Genomic DNA, 15,883 nt, shown 5'->3' with positions numbered 1-15,883 from the left:
TTTCCTCCTTATTATGCATAACTATGAATACCCGGCAGGAACGTATTCACACCGATATAGGTAAATATCACACAGATAAAGCCGATCACGGCAAACCAGGCTGCGGCCTTCCCTCTCCAGCCTCTGCGTATCCGCAGGTGAAGGTAAATCGCGTAAATAATCCAGGTCACCAGTGACCAGGTTTCCTTCGGATCCCAGGACCAGTAACTGCCCCAGGCCTGTTCAGCCCAGATTGCTCCGGTCAGAATCGTAAGTGTCAGAAACAGCATTCCCAGGCATACGCTCCGGTAGCTGATCATATCCAGCTTTTCCGGCTGCGGAATGTGCTGTCCCCAGAACCCTTCTCCCTTGATTCTTCCCCGGAAGAGGAAGATCAGGGAAAGGACAAAGGCAACCCCGAAAGATCCATATGCGATGATCGCCGTGGAAACATGAAAAGCCAGCCAGCTGGAACGCAGTGAAGGCATCAGTTCCTTCACTTCCCTGCTTTGCATGGCTGCATAGCCAATCATCAGCAGGATCAGCGGCGAAGAAAAAGCCCCCAGCACCGGAAAGCGATACTTCCGGATAAAAACCAGGCTGACCAGGCAAAGCGCCCAGGCAAAGCTGGTGGCAAACTCATACTGGTTCGTCATCGGCCAGTGCCCCGCGCCGATTCCCCGCAGCACAAGCGCAGCAGTATGCAGCAGGAAAATCCCCGTCTGAATCCCGAATGCAACTTTGGCCAGCGCGTCCTTCTTCAGGATCACAAAAGCGAAGTTCAGGGCCGTAAGGATAAAATAACCAATCACAACAATTGTGAACAGCGTGTTTTCCGCCTGAAGCATCATGCATCATCTCCTTCAATATCTGAGGATTTGCAAGGGGTAAATCCGGTCTCCGCGGCCGCCTTCAGGAATTCCTCCCGGAAAAGGACTCCTCCCTTTTGACATCGGCCAAACACATGCCAGTTTTCCCCTTCTTTCACCGCGCAGACAGCCCTCGGCTGCAGCCAGAAAGCCATCACCAGGCCGGCCAGTGTAACCAGGCCCCCCAGCAGCACCAGCCAGGTAAAAACATCGCGTTTAACTGCCAGCAGCGTATAGTTCCTTGGATTTTCAAACAGCACCGTATACTCGTCAATTGTCAGTTCTTCCCCGGCTTTCAGTACATTCATGCCGAGAATCTGACCCTGGTAATAGACCTGGTACAGGTACGCCGGATCCTTCACCGGCAAAGACGGATCACTCTGTTTCGGTTCTCCTGAATAATCAGGATAAAATGCTGGAAAATAGATCACCAGCTCCGGCTTGTCTGAGATTGCGAAGAACTCGCCGACGCAAAGTCCCTCCTTCTGCAGTTCCTGTCCGTTTTTCAGCACCCGTACGTCAGCGCCCCAGCCCACAGAATTCTGGAAGAATTTATAACCGTATAGATTCGCCGGCGCATTTACACCGGTTGTTCCTTTTTCCTCCGTATGATTCACAGGATCCAATACAGTCAGCTCAGCTGTGTACTGCTGCACTGCGCCGCTCTCCGCGCGCAGGATCTGAAGATCATCCACCGTCACCTGCAATCCGGAATCGTCCATCCCTTTTGTTTGTCCGGGCAGGGCATAGACTGTATATTGTTTCATGGTAATCTGTCCCAGTGCAAACCCAAGGATCAGCAAAAGAATGCCCAGATGGCAAACCCATGCACCCCAGAATCCGGCCCGGTTCCCGGTCGCATAAAGCTGACCGTTCTCACTTTCACGAACCGACGGCATATGCAATGCCGCAAACAGGCGACGCGGATCCCCTGTGCCTTCCGCTTCAGCCGTGGCATTTGATGCAGTGGTGCCGTCCGGTTTTGCAAAGGTGCGAACCCGTTTCAGCAGTCCGGGCAGCCGGATCAGGTTGCAGCAGAGCAGATTCAGGCACAAAAACACGCTCAATCCGATAAACCACCAGCTGTGAAACGCGTCGTCCAGATGCAGTGCCAGGATCAGTCCGGCAGTTCTCTCTCCATACTGCGCTGCGTAGTATTCATATGCTTGTCCCTGTGAAACAGTGGAACTGAACGCGCAGGCCGCGGCCAGCAGCACCAGCAGCGTAATCGCAAATGGCATGGAAGAAAGGAATTTTCCGATCTTTTTCATGATCTCTTTTCCTTATACAAGGGAGACCGCGGATGCATTACGTCCGCGGTCTCCGTAATGATTCAGCCGGTTCTTTTTATCTGCCGGACGCCTTGTCCAGTATTTCTGTTACCGCTTCCTGTACAGAAGCTGCAGAAAATGCAAGCGTTGCGCCGGTAATGGCATCCGGTGCCGCGCTTTGGCTCTCCAGAACAGCCTTCGCCCATTCCTCTTTGATTTCATCCGTCAGCAGATCTTTTCCCTCTTCACCTTCCGAAAGGATCTTCATGCTGGTCAGCATCCCGTTCCTGGCGGATGCGATAACAGTAATCTTACTGAACGCGTTTTCCTTTTCCACACGATAGCCTGCATACATCGGAGGCGTTTTCGGAGCCGCCTCTTCTTCTGCAGGTGCTTCCTCGGAAGGCATCTGTGCGCTTACGTCTGTCATTCCCGCAGAAGCAATCAGATTCATAGCTTCGCCGATCTTCGTTTCAGCAGTGTCCAGACAGCGGTAGGCCAGTGCGGAGTTATGTGCACCCTCTGAGTTTTCCACATAGCAGAAATCAAAGAACCACTGCGCTTCACGATGCAGTTTCCGAACCGCATTCAGATCTTCTTCGCCCATCTGTCCGGCGGAAACCGTCTCCGTCAGTTTATCCTTCAGACCGGACAGCAGGTTGCCCACTTCTGTCTCACGCGCTGTAACTTTCGCCTGAATATCCTGCACCAGGGCAATGGTGTTATCAGCGTTCCCATGACAGGAAGCGCATTTTTCCAGCAGAACTTCGTTCTGCAGCGGGCTCACCAGGTGATGATCGTGATACTGCATGCCGTTCTCCATTGTGACTGTCGGCATATGGCAGTCGGCGCAGCTGAGCATGGCGGCATGTTTGCCATACGCCCAGGTTTCCAGTTCCGGATGCTGCGCCTTGAGCATCTTTGTTCCGGTTCCCGGCTGTTCCCAGTCGAAGAAGCCCATTGCGTCATAATAGGCCAGGATCGCCTCAGGCGTCATTTCCGCCTTGCTGTGGTACGGCATCATGGTTTCGCTGTCTTCCGGCGTGAAATAGTATTCAATATGGCACTGTCCGCAGGACAGCGATGCCGCCTTGATTTCACTGATGTTCGCGCCCAGCGCCTCGTTCACATACTGGTGGGTGACAACCATCTTGCCGCCGTTGCCGTCATCCGCTCCATGACAGGTATAACAGGAGATCGGCTGTGTCATCTGAGCCATGACCTCGTCAAAAGCCATGGAATAAACGCCGACGCCCAGTTCCTCAATCATCTTGTGCATATCCGGCGTCTTGCAGGTCAGGCAGTTGGCCTTTGGATGCGGCCGCTGTGTCTTTGCCACATCCGTCAGGGTGTAGGAATGTCCGCGTGCGCTGCCATAATCCTTTGCAAACCCATATCCTTCATAAATGTTCACCAGATACGGATCCTGTTCCAGATAATCTGTCACATAACTGTTTTCCTGTTCTTTACCCATAGAAACAGCGATAAGCGACAGCATATCGCTGCCGCTTATCGCGGATGTATTATTCTCTTCCTTGGGTTCTTCCGCAGGCGTCTCTGCCGCAGGTTTATCCGCAGCTGTCCCGCCGCCCGCCATCTTTGCCAGGATCTCCTCCATGGCTTTCTGCACGGAACCGGCAGAGAACTGCAGGGTTGCGCCGGTGATGGCATCCGGAGCCGCGCTGCCGCTCTCCAGGATCGCCTTGGCCCACTCCTCTCGGATGGTATCCGTCAGCAGGTCGTTGTTTCCTTCTCCCTCGGAGAGGATTTTTACAGCCGTCAGCTGTCCGTTCTTCGCTGAAGCAATGACTGTTACCTTACTGAAGTTGTTCTCAGCTTCCGCACGGTAGGCAGCATAAAGCGGTACCACCTTTTCAGGGGCGGCTGCAGCAGGCTCTTCCTTTGTTTCGGAAACGGCTTCTTCTGCGGCAGGTTCCTCAGCCTTGGGTTCTTCAGCCGCAGGCTCTTCAGCAGGAGCCACAGCAGTTTCCCCGTTCATCCGGGCCAGGATTTCTTCCATGGCTTCCTGCACGGAACCGGCGGAGAATTTCAGGGTCGCGCCTGTGATGGCATCCGGCGCCGCACTGCCGCTTTCTAGGATGGCCTTGGCCCACTCGCTGCGGATTTCATCCGTCAGCAGGTCCTTGCCCTCTTCGCCTTCGGAAGTGATCTTCACGTCTGTCAGGGCGCCGTTCTTGGCGGAAGCGGTAACCGTTACCTTGCTGAAGGCATTCTCCTTCGTTGCACGGTAAACAGCGTAAGCCTGTCCGTCAGAAGCAGCTTCCTGCTTTGTCTCAGCCTTTTCCGCGGGTGCTTCGGTTGCTTCCGGTGCAGGTTCCGCTGTCGCTTCAGCAACAGGTTCAGCCGTTGCTTCCGCAGCCGGTTCTTCCGTCGCGGCGGCTTCTTCCTTCTGTTCAGCCGCGGGCACCACACTGTTGATCGCCTTCAGGGCGGCATTGGAGGTGATCGTCGCGCCGGTCAGCGCTTCGATTCCGTCTTCGCCGTAGGTGAAGGGGCCGCTCTTGCCGATAAACTGATCGGTAAAGGCCGCTTCGGAAGCCCGCTGGCCCAGCCCGGCGGTTTCATTGGGTGTATCGATGGTCAGTGCCTGGATCTTGTCTCCGTCCAGGGTGACGTGCACTGTCACGTCGCCGCCGAAGCCCTGCTCCAATGCGGTCACAGCGGCAGCATCTGTTGCAGCAGTTCCGATCGCTTCTGCAGATTCTTCTGCCGGTGCAGCTTCTTCCTTCTGTTCAGCCGCCGGCACAACGCTGTTGATCGCCTTCAGCGCAGCTTCGGAGGTGATCGTCGCACCGGTCAGCGCTTCGATTCCGTCTTCGCCGTAGGTGAAGGGGCCGCTCTTGCCAACGAACTGATCGGTGAACGCCGCTTCGGAAGCCCGCTGGCCCAGGCCGGCGGTTTCATTGGGCGTATCAATGGTCAGTGTCTGGATCTTGTCGCCGTCCAGGGTGACGTGTACTGTCACGTCGCCGCCGAAGCCCTGCTCCGTTGCGGTGATGGCATTCTCATCCGCCGCAGCCGCTTCAGGTTCCTTGGCCGGTTCTTCCGCGGCGGGTTCTTCGGCCGCTTCCTCACCGGTGATGGCCTTGTTGATCGCCTTCAGGGCAGCCGTGGAAGTCACGGTAGCACCGGACAGGGCTTCAACGCCGTTTTCACCGAAGGTGAAGGGACCGTCCTTGCCGATGAACTGGTCAGTGAATTCCGCGTCAGACGCGCGCTTGCCCAGGCCTTCGGTCTCGTTCGGCGTATCGATGGTCAGTTCCTTGACCGTGTTGCCCTCCAGGACAAGATGCGCCGTAACGTCGCCGCCAAAGCCCTTCATGGCTGCTTCCGCTTCAGACTCACCGGCAGCCAGTTTCTTGGCGGACGGGTCATACTTCAGGGATTCGGTTCCGCTGAACACACCGGTCATCGCCAGGACGATCGCCGCCACCAGCACCGCGCAGATTGCGATCCGGATCCATTGTTTCTTAGCAAAATAGTCCATTTTCTTCCCTCCATTAATTCGGAGTGGTCATGATGACCTTGGCGGGGCACTTCTCCGCGCACTTGCCGCAGAGGGTGCACTTTTCCGGATCAATCCGGGCCAGTGTGCCGTCAAACACGATGGCTTCGGATTCACACTGCTTTACGCACAGGCCGCAGCCGATGCAGCCGGCGGAGCACATTTTCCGGACAACCGGACCCTTGTCCCGGTTGGAGCACTGAACACGGATGATCCGGCTTTCCGGAATCAGGGAGATCAGGCCCCTCGGGCAGGTCTTGGCACACAGACCGCAGCTGACGCAGCGGTTCCGGTTCACAACGGCAACACCGTTCTGAATGGAGATGGCCTGTTCCGGACAAACCTCGGCGCAGGAGCCGAAGCCCAGGCAGCCGTAGATACAGTCCGTGATATTCATGCCGGAAAGCACAGCGGTCCGGCAGTCCTTGATGCCGATATAGTTGCCCTGGTTCTTTGTCACTTCGCAGGTGCCCTTGCAGGCCACGAACGCAACCTTGCGTTCCATTGCACCGGCAGTGGTGCCCATGATGTCGCCGATTGCCTGGGCCACAGGCGCGCCGCCTACCGGGCAGGCGTTTACCGGAGCTTCGCCCCGGGCAATGGCGCCGGCCAGCGCGTCACAGCCTGCATAGCCACAGGCGCCGCAGTTGTTGCCGGGGAGCTTTTCCCGAACGGCCACTTCCCGCTCGTCCACTTCCACGGCAAACTTCTTGCCGGTGAAAACCAGGCCCGCGCCGACGCAGATACCGATTACCGCGATAACCAGGGTCGTGATCAGAATAATGTTCATCTGTCCGCCCCTCCTCTCACAGTACCAGGCCGCCGAAGCCCATAAACGCGATGGACATCAGCGCGGCAGCGATCATGACAATGGGCGCGCCCCGCAGCGGAGCGGGCAGGTCCTTTTCATTGATCCGGGACCGGATGCCCGCCAGCAGCACGATGGCGATGGTATAGCCCACAGCCGTGCCGAAGCCGCTGGTCACGCACTGGATGAAGTTGTAGCCGTCCTGCACGTTGGTCAGGGCAACGCCCAGCACCGCGCAGTTGGTGGTAATCAGGGGAAGATAGATGCCCAGGGCCTTGTAAACCGCCGGAGACTTCTTCTTCAGGAACATTTCCACAATCTGCACCAGGGCAGCAATGACCAGGATGAAGATGATGGTCTTCATGAAGTCCATGCCCAGGGGCTTGAGGACGTAGTCGTACAGCAGGCTTGCCACAGCGGAGGCGATGGTGATAACGAAGATGACCGCGCCGCCCAGGCTGATGGAGGCCTTCATCTGTTTGCTCACGCCCAGGAAGGAACAGATGCCCAGGAACTGGTTCAGCACCACATTGTGCACCAGCGCGCTGGTCACGATGATCATAATCAGACTCGTGTTATTCATGCGTCCGCGCCTCCCTTCTGTTCTTCTTCAGCTTTCGGATCGGCATCCCGGGATTCGCATACGGAGCTGCACAGTGCGCAGTTGCCGTCACAGCCGCTCTCAACCAGCTTGCGCTGACGGGTCTTGATGCCGATGGCATTCATCACCGCAATGATCAGCGCGAAGACCAGGAAGGCTCCCGGAGGCTGGATGAAGATCGTCATACCGAAGCTTTCCGGCAGCAGGCGGAATCCGAAGACCGTTCCCGCACCGAGAAGTTCACGGATCATGCCCGCCAGGGTCAGGGCAATGGTAAAACCAAGGCCCATGCCGATACCGTCCATCACGGACAGCAGCGGGGTATGTTTGTTCGCATAGGCTTCCGCACGGCCGAGGATGATGCAGTTCACCACGATCAGCGGAATGTAGATGCCCAGTGCCTCATAGAGGCTGGGCAGATATGCTTCAATCAGCAGTTCGGTCACCGTCACCAGGCTGGCGACGATTACGATGTAGGCAGGAAGCCGGACCTGATCCGGAATCACCTTCCGCAGGCAGCTGATCACGAAGTTGCTCAGTACCAGCACGGCCAGCGTGCTCAGGCCCATGCCGATGCCGTTGGACGCCTGGGTGGAAACCGCCAGCGCCGGGCACATGCCCAGCATCAGTACAAGGACCGGGTTTTCTTTAATCAGGCCGTTCCAGAGGCGTTCGATATACTTTTTCATCTCAGTTGCCTCCTTTCAGCACAGTATCATAGAAGTCCAGGCCGGCATTCAGGGCGTTGGTCACAGCCGTGGAGGTGATGGTCGCGCCGGTCAGGGCACTGATCTCGTTCTCTCCGGCGTCACCCTTCACCAGGCTCACGCTGCCGCTCTTGCCCGGGAACTGATCCTTGAAGGAGTCCTCATTGGCCCGCATGCCCAGGCCCGCGGTTTCATTCAGCTCCGTGAAGGAAATCTTCTTCACTTCGCCGTCCGGGGTCAGGCCCAGCGCCATGGTTACGTCGCCGCCGAAGCCCTTGGAAGAGACACTCAGGGCATAGCCGACCACATTACCGGCGGCATCCTTGCCCACAATCGCCTCGTTGATCCGGGTGGAACCGAAGTTCGTTCCCCAGTTTCCGCCGGCCAGCTCTTCCAGCTTTGCCTTCGCGGCTTCGGAGTCTTCAAAGGTCTCTGCCTCGGGGCACACTTCCCTGTAGGAAGCCCGCTCCGCCTGCAGCTTCTGTTCTTCAATGGTATCCTTGGTCATGGAATACACACCGCTCAGCGCCACACCGGCGATCGCCGCAATCAGCGTCAGGGCGATCACAGGCTTCGGAATCCGGAAGGGCTCTTTGCTGGTCTTCCGGGTCTTGCCGATCTTCCTGTAGGCGAAGGGTTTCTGAACGATATAAGTATCAATCAGGGGAGAGCATACGTTGCCGATAATGATCGCGTAGCTGAAGGAGTCTGCCGTGTTGCCCTTCAGGCGGAACAGTCCGCCCAGCACGCCGATCAGGCAGCCGTAAATGAACTGACCCAGGCGGCTGACAGGACTGGTCACATAGTCCGTGGCCATGAAGAAGGCACCCATCACCACACCGCCGCCGCACAGGTGCGCCAGCAGGTAGGCGGGATCAAAGCCTTTTCCACCGAAGAGGCCCAGGAACACGGTGAAGCCGATCAGCACGGAGAAGCAGATCTGGCCATGGATGATATCCAGGCTCCAGAGCAGCAGGCCGCCCACCAGCAGCGCCAGGATGGAGCTGCCGATTACGCCGTCCGCCGTGCCCAGGAACATCTTGGTGATATCCACCACCTCGCCGGCTTTCATAGCGCCGACGGGAGTCGCGGACGCGACTGTGTCCACAATCGGCTTGATTGCCATCGCGTTTGCGAAGGAAATCAGCAGGAAGCAGCGGGCCGCCAGTGCGGGGTTGATGAAGTTCTTGCCCAGACCGCCGAAGCAGCACTTGCATACCACAATAGCGAACACGGAACCGATCACCGGGATATACAGGGGCGTCTGCGGTCCCAGGGACAGGGCCAGCAGAAGACCGGTAACCACCGCGCTGCCGTCCCAGATAGTGCTGGGCTTTTTGCAGGCTTTGCAGAAAAGCCATTCAGACGCCACAGCGGAAACAATTGCCAGTGCCACAACGCCGAAGGCGTTCCAGCCGTATACCAGGATACCCACAATCGTGGCAGGCAGCAGGCTCAGGGTGACCATCCGCATGATGAACGGAGTAGTCCATTTATCTCTTGCGTGAGGAGCCGCGGAAAGATTCAGCATATTCACTTCTGAGCGCCTCCTTCCCGTTTTCTCTTTTCAAGGATTTCTGCCTTCGCCTGCTTGAACGTAGGCGTCAGGGGCCGTTTGGCCGGGCAGGCAAAGCTGCAGCTGCCGCACTGGATGCAGTCCATGCCGTACAGCTTCTTCTCATACCGTTCCAGGTCGCCGGCCACCGCCGCGTCGCACATCAGCTGGGGTGTCAGGCCCATCGGGCACACCGTTGTGCAGCGTCCGCAGCGCAGGCAGCTGGTCATCACGGCTTCCGCCGCTTCCACCGGGTCTTCCGCCAGCAGCGTCAGGCCGTTGTTCTGCTTCTGGATCGGGATGTCCAGTGAACCGATGGCAATACCCATCATGGGTCCGCCGGAGAGAGCCTTGCGGATCTCCATGCCTTCCTTCACACCGCCGGCTGCTTCCAGCAGTTCGGCATAGCTGGTGCCCACCCGGACCATATAGTTTCCGGGTTCTGCAACCGCCTCACCGGTAATGGTGAAGCACTGGCTAAACAGCGGTTCTCCGTAGAGTACAGCGCGCTGGATCGCGTACAGCGTTCCGACGTTCTGCACCACGCAGCCCACGTCAGCGGGCAGCTTGCTGGTGGGGAAATCCACACCGGCCACAGCCTGGATCAGGCTGCGCTCACCGCCCTGGGGGTACTTGGTAATCATGGTCCGTACGCTGATCTTCGGCTTATCCGATACAGCGCGGCTCATCGCCTCAATGGCTTCGGGTTTGTTATCCTCGATGCAGATTACACCTTCGGCGTTCGGGAAAAGCCGAAGCACCAGCTCCAGGCCTTCCGCGATCTCATTGGAATGGATCCGCATCAGCTGATCATTGCAGGTCAGGTACGGCTCGCACTCAGCGCCGTTGGCGATCACGTATTCGATCGCGTCAGCATTCTTCGGCTGGAGTTTTACAGCCGTCGGGAAACCTGCGCCGCCCAGGCCGACGATGCCGGCCTTCTGTACCCGCTGGATGATGTCGCTGTTGGACAGTTTGGAAGCGTCCGTCCGCTGGGTATAATCTTCCGCGGGCGTGAACATTCCGTCATTGTCGATGACAATGCATTCTGCCATGCCGCCGCCCAGCACCCGGCGCTTTTCAATTGCCTTCACCTTACCCGAACAGCTGGAATGAATCGGTGCGGAAACAAAGCCGTCCGCTTCCGCGAGCAACTGCCCCACCTTCACCTCATCATTCTTTTTCACCACCGGTTTCGCGGGTTTTCCAATGTGCATGGAAAGCGGGAAAACCATCTCTCCCTTCGGATCGAAGAGACGCAGACGGCTTTCCCGGCTCAGGTCCTTATGACCTGCGGGATGTACGCCGCCGCGAAATGTGTTTTTCACTGCAATGCCGACTCCTTTCATAATGTGTTTTTGTATTAACCGCAAACGAGCGGGCAGGGTTGTAAGTTACCGTGCCGGCGTCGTAGTGGGCACCATGGAATGTAGTTTTTTTCGGATACCTTATTTTACCAGATCCGACGGGGCTTGTAAAGCGTAGACCCGTTGCCACACATGCCCTGCAGCCAATCCCATCCAGAGGCACGCCAGCCCTGCGAGCAGGTGGCAGACGTCTGCGGGCCAGGATTGAATCAGGGTGATTTTTTTCTCGAAAGCAGCGAATTCCATCGCCACCACGATCAGGACAGCCGGGATCACCTGGACAAAGCAGACCAGCGCAGCTTTGCCGCGTTCCGTCTTGTCCAGCTTCTTCAGGCAGATGCAGATCACCGCAACCAGGGCGACCGCGCAAATGACCTGATTGGCCCGCACGAAACCCAGCCACGGCAGATGCAGCACCTCGCCCCGCAGCATGGCCTCCAGCACGATCTGTCCGCAGGAATACAGGATGATGAACAGGATTGTTTTCCCGCCGTCCTTCGCCCGGCACCGGGAGATAATCCACGCTGTCACACACGCCCAGATGGCTTCCGGCACAAAAATCGCCCAGCACCATTCGTCATAGAAGTTCTGGATAGCGAAAGGAAGCCGTTCAAAGAAGCTGTAATCTTCCAGCGCGAACAGGCTGAAGCGGTTGGCATATTCCGCCTCTTCCGGATCCAGCCAGTCCGTGTTGAACCAGTCTGAAAGCGGGAAACCGATTCCCTGGTCCTTGAAAATCAGGCCGCAGATGATCCGCCCCGCCGCAATCAGCAGGCAGGCCCCCACAACGGCAGAGTCAGCGATTTTCGCGGAGGGCTGTTTCGTGATTTTTCCGGTGATCCAGGCCGCCAGCAGGCCGCCGCAGAGCGCGCCCCACAGCAGGAAGCCGCCTTCGTTCACCCGGAAGATCATGCCAAAGTCTTCGCTCCCCAGCATCTGGTCAATCACGAACAGGCAGAAGCCCAGCCGTGCCAGCGCAAAGCAAAGCGGAACCGCCAGCAGGGCAAACCAGCCGGCGGTTTCTTTTTTCAGTCCTGCCTTCCCCATGCTCCGGGCTGCCAGCAGCAGCGCGCCCAAAGCCGGGAGAATCATCAGCAGACCGAAGGGGTAGATGGTCAGAAAACCCAGTTTGATCGGTTCCATCTGTTATTCCTCAACGTAGCCTTCAGCAGATGCAAAGTAAATGATATCGGTAATCTCCCGCAGGCCGGGGGTCTTGCAGATCTTTTTGTTGTTCAGGATCAGGTTTGTGGATCCGCCGCCGTCAAAGTTGTAGGCGATCTTGGCATCCGGTACCTTTTCCGCGATGAGGTTCGCAAACTCTTCCAGTGTCAGGCCGGCAGTGGAGTCCGTCTGGCCGAACACTTCCACAATGGCGTATTCCAGATGCCCGGTCTGTGCCAGGGCAATGCGCTGCTGGGGATAGTTCCACTGATAATCCCCCTGCTGTGCCGCCTGGGAGGAAGCGATATCCTGTACCTCTCCGTCAATCACGAGCGCAGGTCCCAGGTTGAACGTATCCATCACTGTTCTTCCTTCAGGGGTCAGCCTGGTCTCGATGAACTCCTCAATTTCCTTCGTCCGGGCCTGGGGAACAATATAGAAGTCTCCTTCATTGTCCACCACCAGCATATCGAAGCAGATCGGCTGGCCCTTCTTTTTCCGGCTGGTATCCGTCGCGTCCCGGATAAACTCAGCCTGGCGCACAACGTATCCTACGTCGTTTTCATATTTGAAGAAGTCCCCGTTCATCGCAACAACGGCATTCTTGCTCTTTGCGATGTCTTCGCCCTTCGCCTGTCCGCGGCCGTTATAGGTATCCTTGCTCACCGCGGTACGCAGCTGGGAAGCGTCCTGGATCTTGATCCGGATCACCCAGACTTCATGCTTGACGTTCTTGCCTTTTACCTTGGCGGTCACGGAGCTTTTTTCAGATGTGACCTCAATCGTGGAATCGCTGTAGGCAACAGGCGTTTTTCCGTCATAGGTCCACTTGTCTTTGTCAGTCTTGACGCCGCCCTTGGTGAAATCCATCGGCAGCTTCGTTGCTTCCTCAGCCTCCACAATGGACGGACAGGAAAGCCCGGCTGCCAGCGCGAGCAGCAGCAGTATTGCGGCAATCCATCGGACAGTATTACGCTTCATCTCGTTTTCTCCTTATTCTTGAGTAACGGCAGGAACGATCTCGTAGGGATCTTCCATCGTGCCGGATCCGGATATAATGCTGTAGCTTCCCTCTGCGAGATACAGAGCAGGACGAACACCCTCATTGTCCCGGCCAACCTCAATCCGGCCGACCTGACCGCCGTCCTTGGTGCATACAGCTTGTTTCTTGTCAGTAGTGGAGGCAGAACGTCCCCAGTAGGGACTGCAGGAGCCGTATTTGGCCTGGAACACATACAGCCGTTTTTCACCCAGCGTGATATTCGCGGTATCCGTAGCGTTCCGCACCTTTGCCTTCGGATCCGGGTATTCAGCCGGATCATATCCGTTGTTTTTGATCGCCCATTCGGTTCCCCAGGCCCGGACAGCAGGGTTTTCCTGAATCTGTTTCAGGGTCGGATCCTTTTTGGACGTCCAGGCGCCCAGCCCGATATCCTTGTTCTTCATATCTTCCCGGGTAATCAGGAACACCTTGCCGAAGTTCTCGCAGGGCAGGAGCATGGACAGCTCTTCCTCTGTGAAGGCCGCCTCCGTAAAGGTTGTGTTCAGGTACTGGCACAGCTCGGTCTGGGCGAAATCGCCCTTGAATTTTGCGTATTCATTCCGGTTGTTATGCAGTGCCCTTGCAAAGAGAATATATTCACTGAGCAGGTAGGCTTTCTCATCATCCTTTGTCAGAACCCGCCACAGGATCGGTTCAACGCCGCCCTCGGCAGTTTGCGGATAACGTCCAAGCCGCAGATAAGTATATCCTTTTTCTTTTGAATAGCCTTCCAGTCCGTCTTCAGCCAGCGCGCACGAAGCCAGCAGAAGAACCGCCGCCAGGAGTGCTGCCAGCCATTTTCTCCCACGCATACTGGTATTCTTCCGTTTCTTCATTACCGTTTCACCTTTCCGAACAAAAAGCAATCCATGAATCATGGACATCTTATGTATTATAGCATTTTCTGTCTGTTTTGCATAGTGGATTTCTGACGTCTGACGCCTGTAAAGTCAAATCGTTTCGCCCTGTAAAAGATTGACATTTTGGCAAGTTTTAGTGTATATTTTTATAGCTGTACTGATGTATCGTAAATATGAAACAAGTTGCAGGGATTCTTTATGGCTGCGGATCAGAAGAAAAATTTCCGGATCGCTTTCCTTACAGTCGACTGGAACTACGAACTGGTGGAAAGCACGCTCCACGGGCTGACGCAATATACCGTGGATCATCCAAACGTGCAAATCCGTGTATTCGACTGCTTCGGTAAAGATCAGGGAAATGATAAGGACCGGAGTGAATACACGATTTTTCAGCTGCCTAATTTATCCTGCTTTGACGGCCTCCTGGTTCAGAGCAACCAGATCGTACTGCGGGCCGCATGGGAAAGCCTTGAAAAGCAGATCGTTGAAAGCGGCATCCCCGCAGTCTCCATCGGTCAGGAACTGAAAGGATGTTCTCTCGTCTTTTTTGATAACAGCCAGGCACAGTATGATATTGCCGAGCATATTATCCGTGAACACGGTGCCCGCCGCCTTGCCTACCTGACCGGCAACCTGCACAGCGGTTTTGAAGGCCCGGAGCGCATGAGCGGTTTCCTGGCCGCCTGCCGGGACAACGGGATCCCGAAGGAAAATATCGAGATTATCGAGTGCACCTGGCGCACCAGCGACGGCGTGGATGTCGCAAAGAAGTGGATCAGCGAAGGGCGTCCCCTGCCCGACGCCTTTATTTCCGCCAATGATGAGATGGCCCTGGGCCTGATGGAAACCCTGCAGGAAAACGGGATCCGGATTCCGCGGGATGTGATGGTCTGCGGCTTTGACAACCTCTCCTCCGCGGAGCTGTCCAGTCCCCGTCTTTCCACCGTCCATACCGATCACAGCAAGCTGGATTATTTTGCGGCGGATGTGCTGGTCGGCATGATCCGGGGAGAAGAAACCCGCACGCGCATTCCCTTCGGATATGAGCTGATCTGCTCCGAATCCTGCGGCTGCCACAACGCGCCGCGCCGCGGCGTGATCCGCGACCTCTACTTCCAGCAGACCCGGTTCCTCCGTTCCTTCTATATTCAGCAGGACCTCATGGCTGAAGAGCTGTTCGAAGCCCAGGACCTGCCGGACCTGATGCGGATTTTCAACAAGAGTCACTCCATCTTCGGCTGTGACAACGTCTATCTGTGCATAAACGAATATTATTTCGATAACTATGACAAGAACATGTGGCCGCATTACGCGGAGCACTTTGATTCCACCATGGTTCTGTTTGACAGCGGCGCGAAAGACAGTGAATCAGGTGAAGAAGTCGTTCGCTTCCCCACCAGCAGCCTCCTGCCGGATCACCTGATGGAAAAAGAACCCTTCCTGATCTTTTACCCCCTGCATTACAACACCTATTCCATCGGCTATATTGTGCTGAACGGCATCTGCGCCGCGGCTAAACATAACCTGCACGAAAGCATCCTCAACTTCCTGGAAATCGCTATTGAAAACGTGCGCAAAAAGAGCCTGCTCCATAACCTGAACGATACCCTGGACGAACTCTATGTCCATGACGCGCTGACCGGCCTTTACAACCGTTTCGGCCTGACCCGTTTTGGCCAGCAGCGTTATGATGACCTGATCGCCTCTGAAGGTTCCGTTCAGGTGCTCTTCATCGATATGAACGACATGAAGGCGATCAACGACCGCTTCGGCCATGAATCCGGCGATGCCGCACTGAAGGCCTCCGCCCGGATTCTCCAGCGGATCTGTTCTGAAAACGCCTTCATCATGCGTTACGGCGGTGATGAATTCATCATCATCGACAGCGGCAGGAATCCCACCCTGTGTGAGGAGATCGATGCCGCAGCGGATGAGTACAACCGCACCTCCGGTATTCCTTTTGTCCTGAGTCTTTCCATCGGTGTCGTCCGCACCACCAATGAGGAGCGCAAGCCCCTGGATGAATGTATCCGGATTGCAGATTCCCTGATGTACCGGAACAAACAAAAGAAAAAAGCTGCCCGCAAAGCGGAGCAGCCATATCCGGATCATCCGGAATAAAACCTTCTTTTCG

Annotated in this window: 12 protein-coding genes; 1 reads left to right on the top strand and 11 read right to left on the bottom strand. The window is 56.3% G+C overall.

Features of this window, described 5'->3' with window-relative positions:
- Positions 1-11: 11 nt before the first annotated feature.
- From ccsB to JYE49_RS01200, 11 genes are all read right to left on the bottom strand, one after another.
- Positions 12-830 carry a c-type cytochrome biogenesis protein CcsB gene (gene ccsB / locus JYE49_RS01250; RefSeq protein ID WP_093956560.1) on the bottom strand — a complete coding sequence of 273 codons (819 nt, stop codon included), beginning with the start codon at positions 828-830 and terminating at the stop codon, positions 12-14.
- Entirely contained in the window at positions 827-2,119 is a 1,293-nt protein-coding gene (locus JYE49_RS01245; RefSeq protein WP_093956561.1) for a cytochrome c biogenesis ResB family protein, read from the bottom strand. The genes ccsB and JYE49_RS01245 overlap by 4 nt, the downstream gene beginning before the upstream one ends.
- A gap of 76 nt (positions 2,120-2,195) precedes the next feature.
- Positions 2,196-5,627 carry an ammonia-forming cytochrome c nitrite reductase subunit c552 gene (locus tag JYE49_RS01240; protein WP_093956562.1) on the bottom strand — a complete coding sequence of 1,144 codons (3,432 nt, stop codon included), beginning with the start codon at positions 5,625-5,627 and terminating at the stop codon, positions 2,196-2,198.
- A 13-nt stretch (positions 5,628-5,640) separates the two neighbouring features.
- On the bottom strand, positions 5,641-6,435 hold the full coding sequence (locus JYE49_RS01235) for an RnfABCDGE type electron transport complex subunit B (RefSeq protein WP_093956563.1): 795 nt from the start codon (positions 6,433-6,435) through the stop codon (positions 5,641-5,643).
- Between the two features lie 16 nt (positions 6,436-6,451).
- Positions 6,452-7,036 carry an electron transport complex protein RnfA gene (locus JYE49_RS01230; protein WP_093956564.1) on the bottom strand — a complete coding sequence of 195 codons (585 nt, stop codon included), beginning with the start codon at positions 7,034-7,036 and terminating at the stop codon, positions 6,452-6,454.
- On the bottom strand, positions 7,033-7,743 hold the full coding sequence (gene rsxE, locus JYE49_RS01225) for an electron transport complex subunit RsxE (RefSeq protein ID WP_093956565.1): 711 nt from the start codon (positions 7,741-7,743) through the stop codon (positions 7,033-7,035). Before rsxE ends, JYE49_RS01230 begins: the two co-directional genes overlap by 4 nt.
- A 1-nt stretch (position 7,744) precedes the next feature.
- Complete coding sequence (locus JYE49_RS01220) at positions 7,745-9,292, bottom strand: RnfABCDGE type electron transport complex subunit D (RefSeq protein WP_283399351.1); 1,548 nt, start codon at positions 9,290-9,292, stop codon at positions 7,745-7,747.
- Positions 9,293-9,294: 2 nt separating this feature from the next.
- Positions 9,295-10,644 (bottom strand): electron transport complex subunit RsxC, encoded by a 1,350-nt coding sequence (rsxC, locus tag JYE49_RS01215; RefSeq protein WP_369413335.1) that lies wholly within the window; start codon positions 10,642-10,644, stop codon positions 9,295-9,297.
- Positions 10,645-10,764: 120 nt separating this feature from the next.
- A complete protein-coding gene (locus tag JYE49_RS01210; RefSeq protein WP_093956568.1) occupies positions 10,765-11,826 on the bottom strand; it encodes a prolipoprotein diacylglyceryl transferase family protein in 1,062 nt (353 codons plus the stop codon).
- A gap of 3 nt (positions 11,827-11,829) precedes the next feature.
- Positions 11,830-12,828, bottom strand: coding sequence for a phosphodiester glycosidase family protein (locus JYE49_RS01205; RefSeq protein ID WP_093956569.1), 999 nt, complete (start codon positions 12,826-12,828; stop codon positions 11,830-11,832).
- Positions 12,829-12,840: 12 nt separating this feature from the next.
- Positions 12,841-13,725 carry a hypothetical protein gene (locus JYE49_RS01200; RefSeq protein WP_093956570.1) on the bottom strand — a complete coding sequence of 295 codons (885 nt, stop codon included), beginning with the start codon at positions 13,723-13,725 and terminating at the stop codon, positions 12,841-12,843.
- 222 nt (positions 13,726-13,947) lie between these two features.
- Here JYE49_RS01200 and JYE49_RS01195 point away from each other — a divergent pair, with 222 nt between their 5' ends.
- On the top strand, positions 13,948-15,870 hold the full coding sequence (locus JYE49_RS01195; protein WP_093956571.1) for a GGDEF domain-containing protein: 1,923 nt from the start codon (positions 13,948-13,950) through the stop codon (positions 15,868-15,870).
- Positions 15,871-15,883 lie beyond the last annotated feature (13 nt).

The sequence above is a fragment of the Aristaeella hokkaidonensis genome (assembly GCF_018128945.1).
GTDB lineage: Bacteria > Bacillota > Clostridia > Christensenellales > Aristaeellaceae > Aristaeella > Aristaeella hokkaidonensis.
Note: the sequence above shows the minus strand (reverse complement) of the source record. Positions and strands in the feature narration are given on the sequence as shown.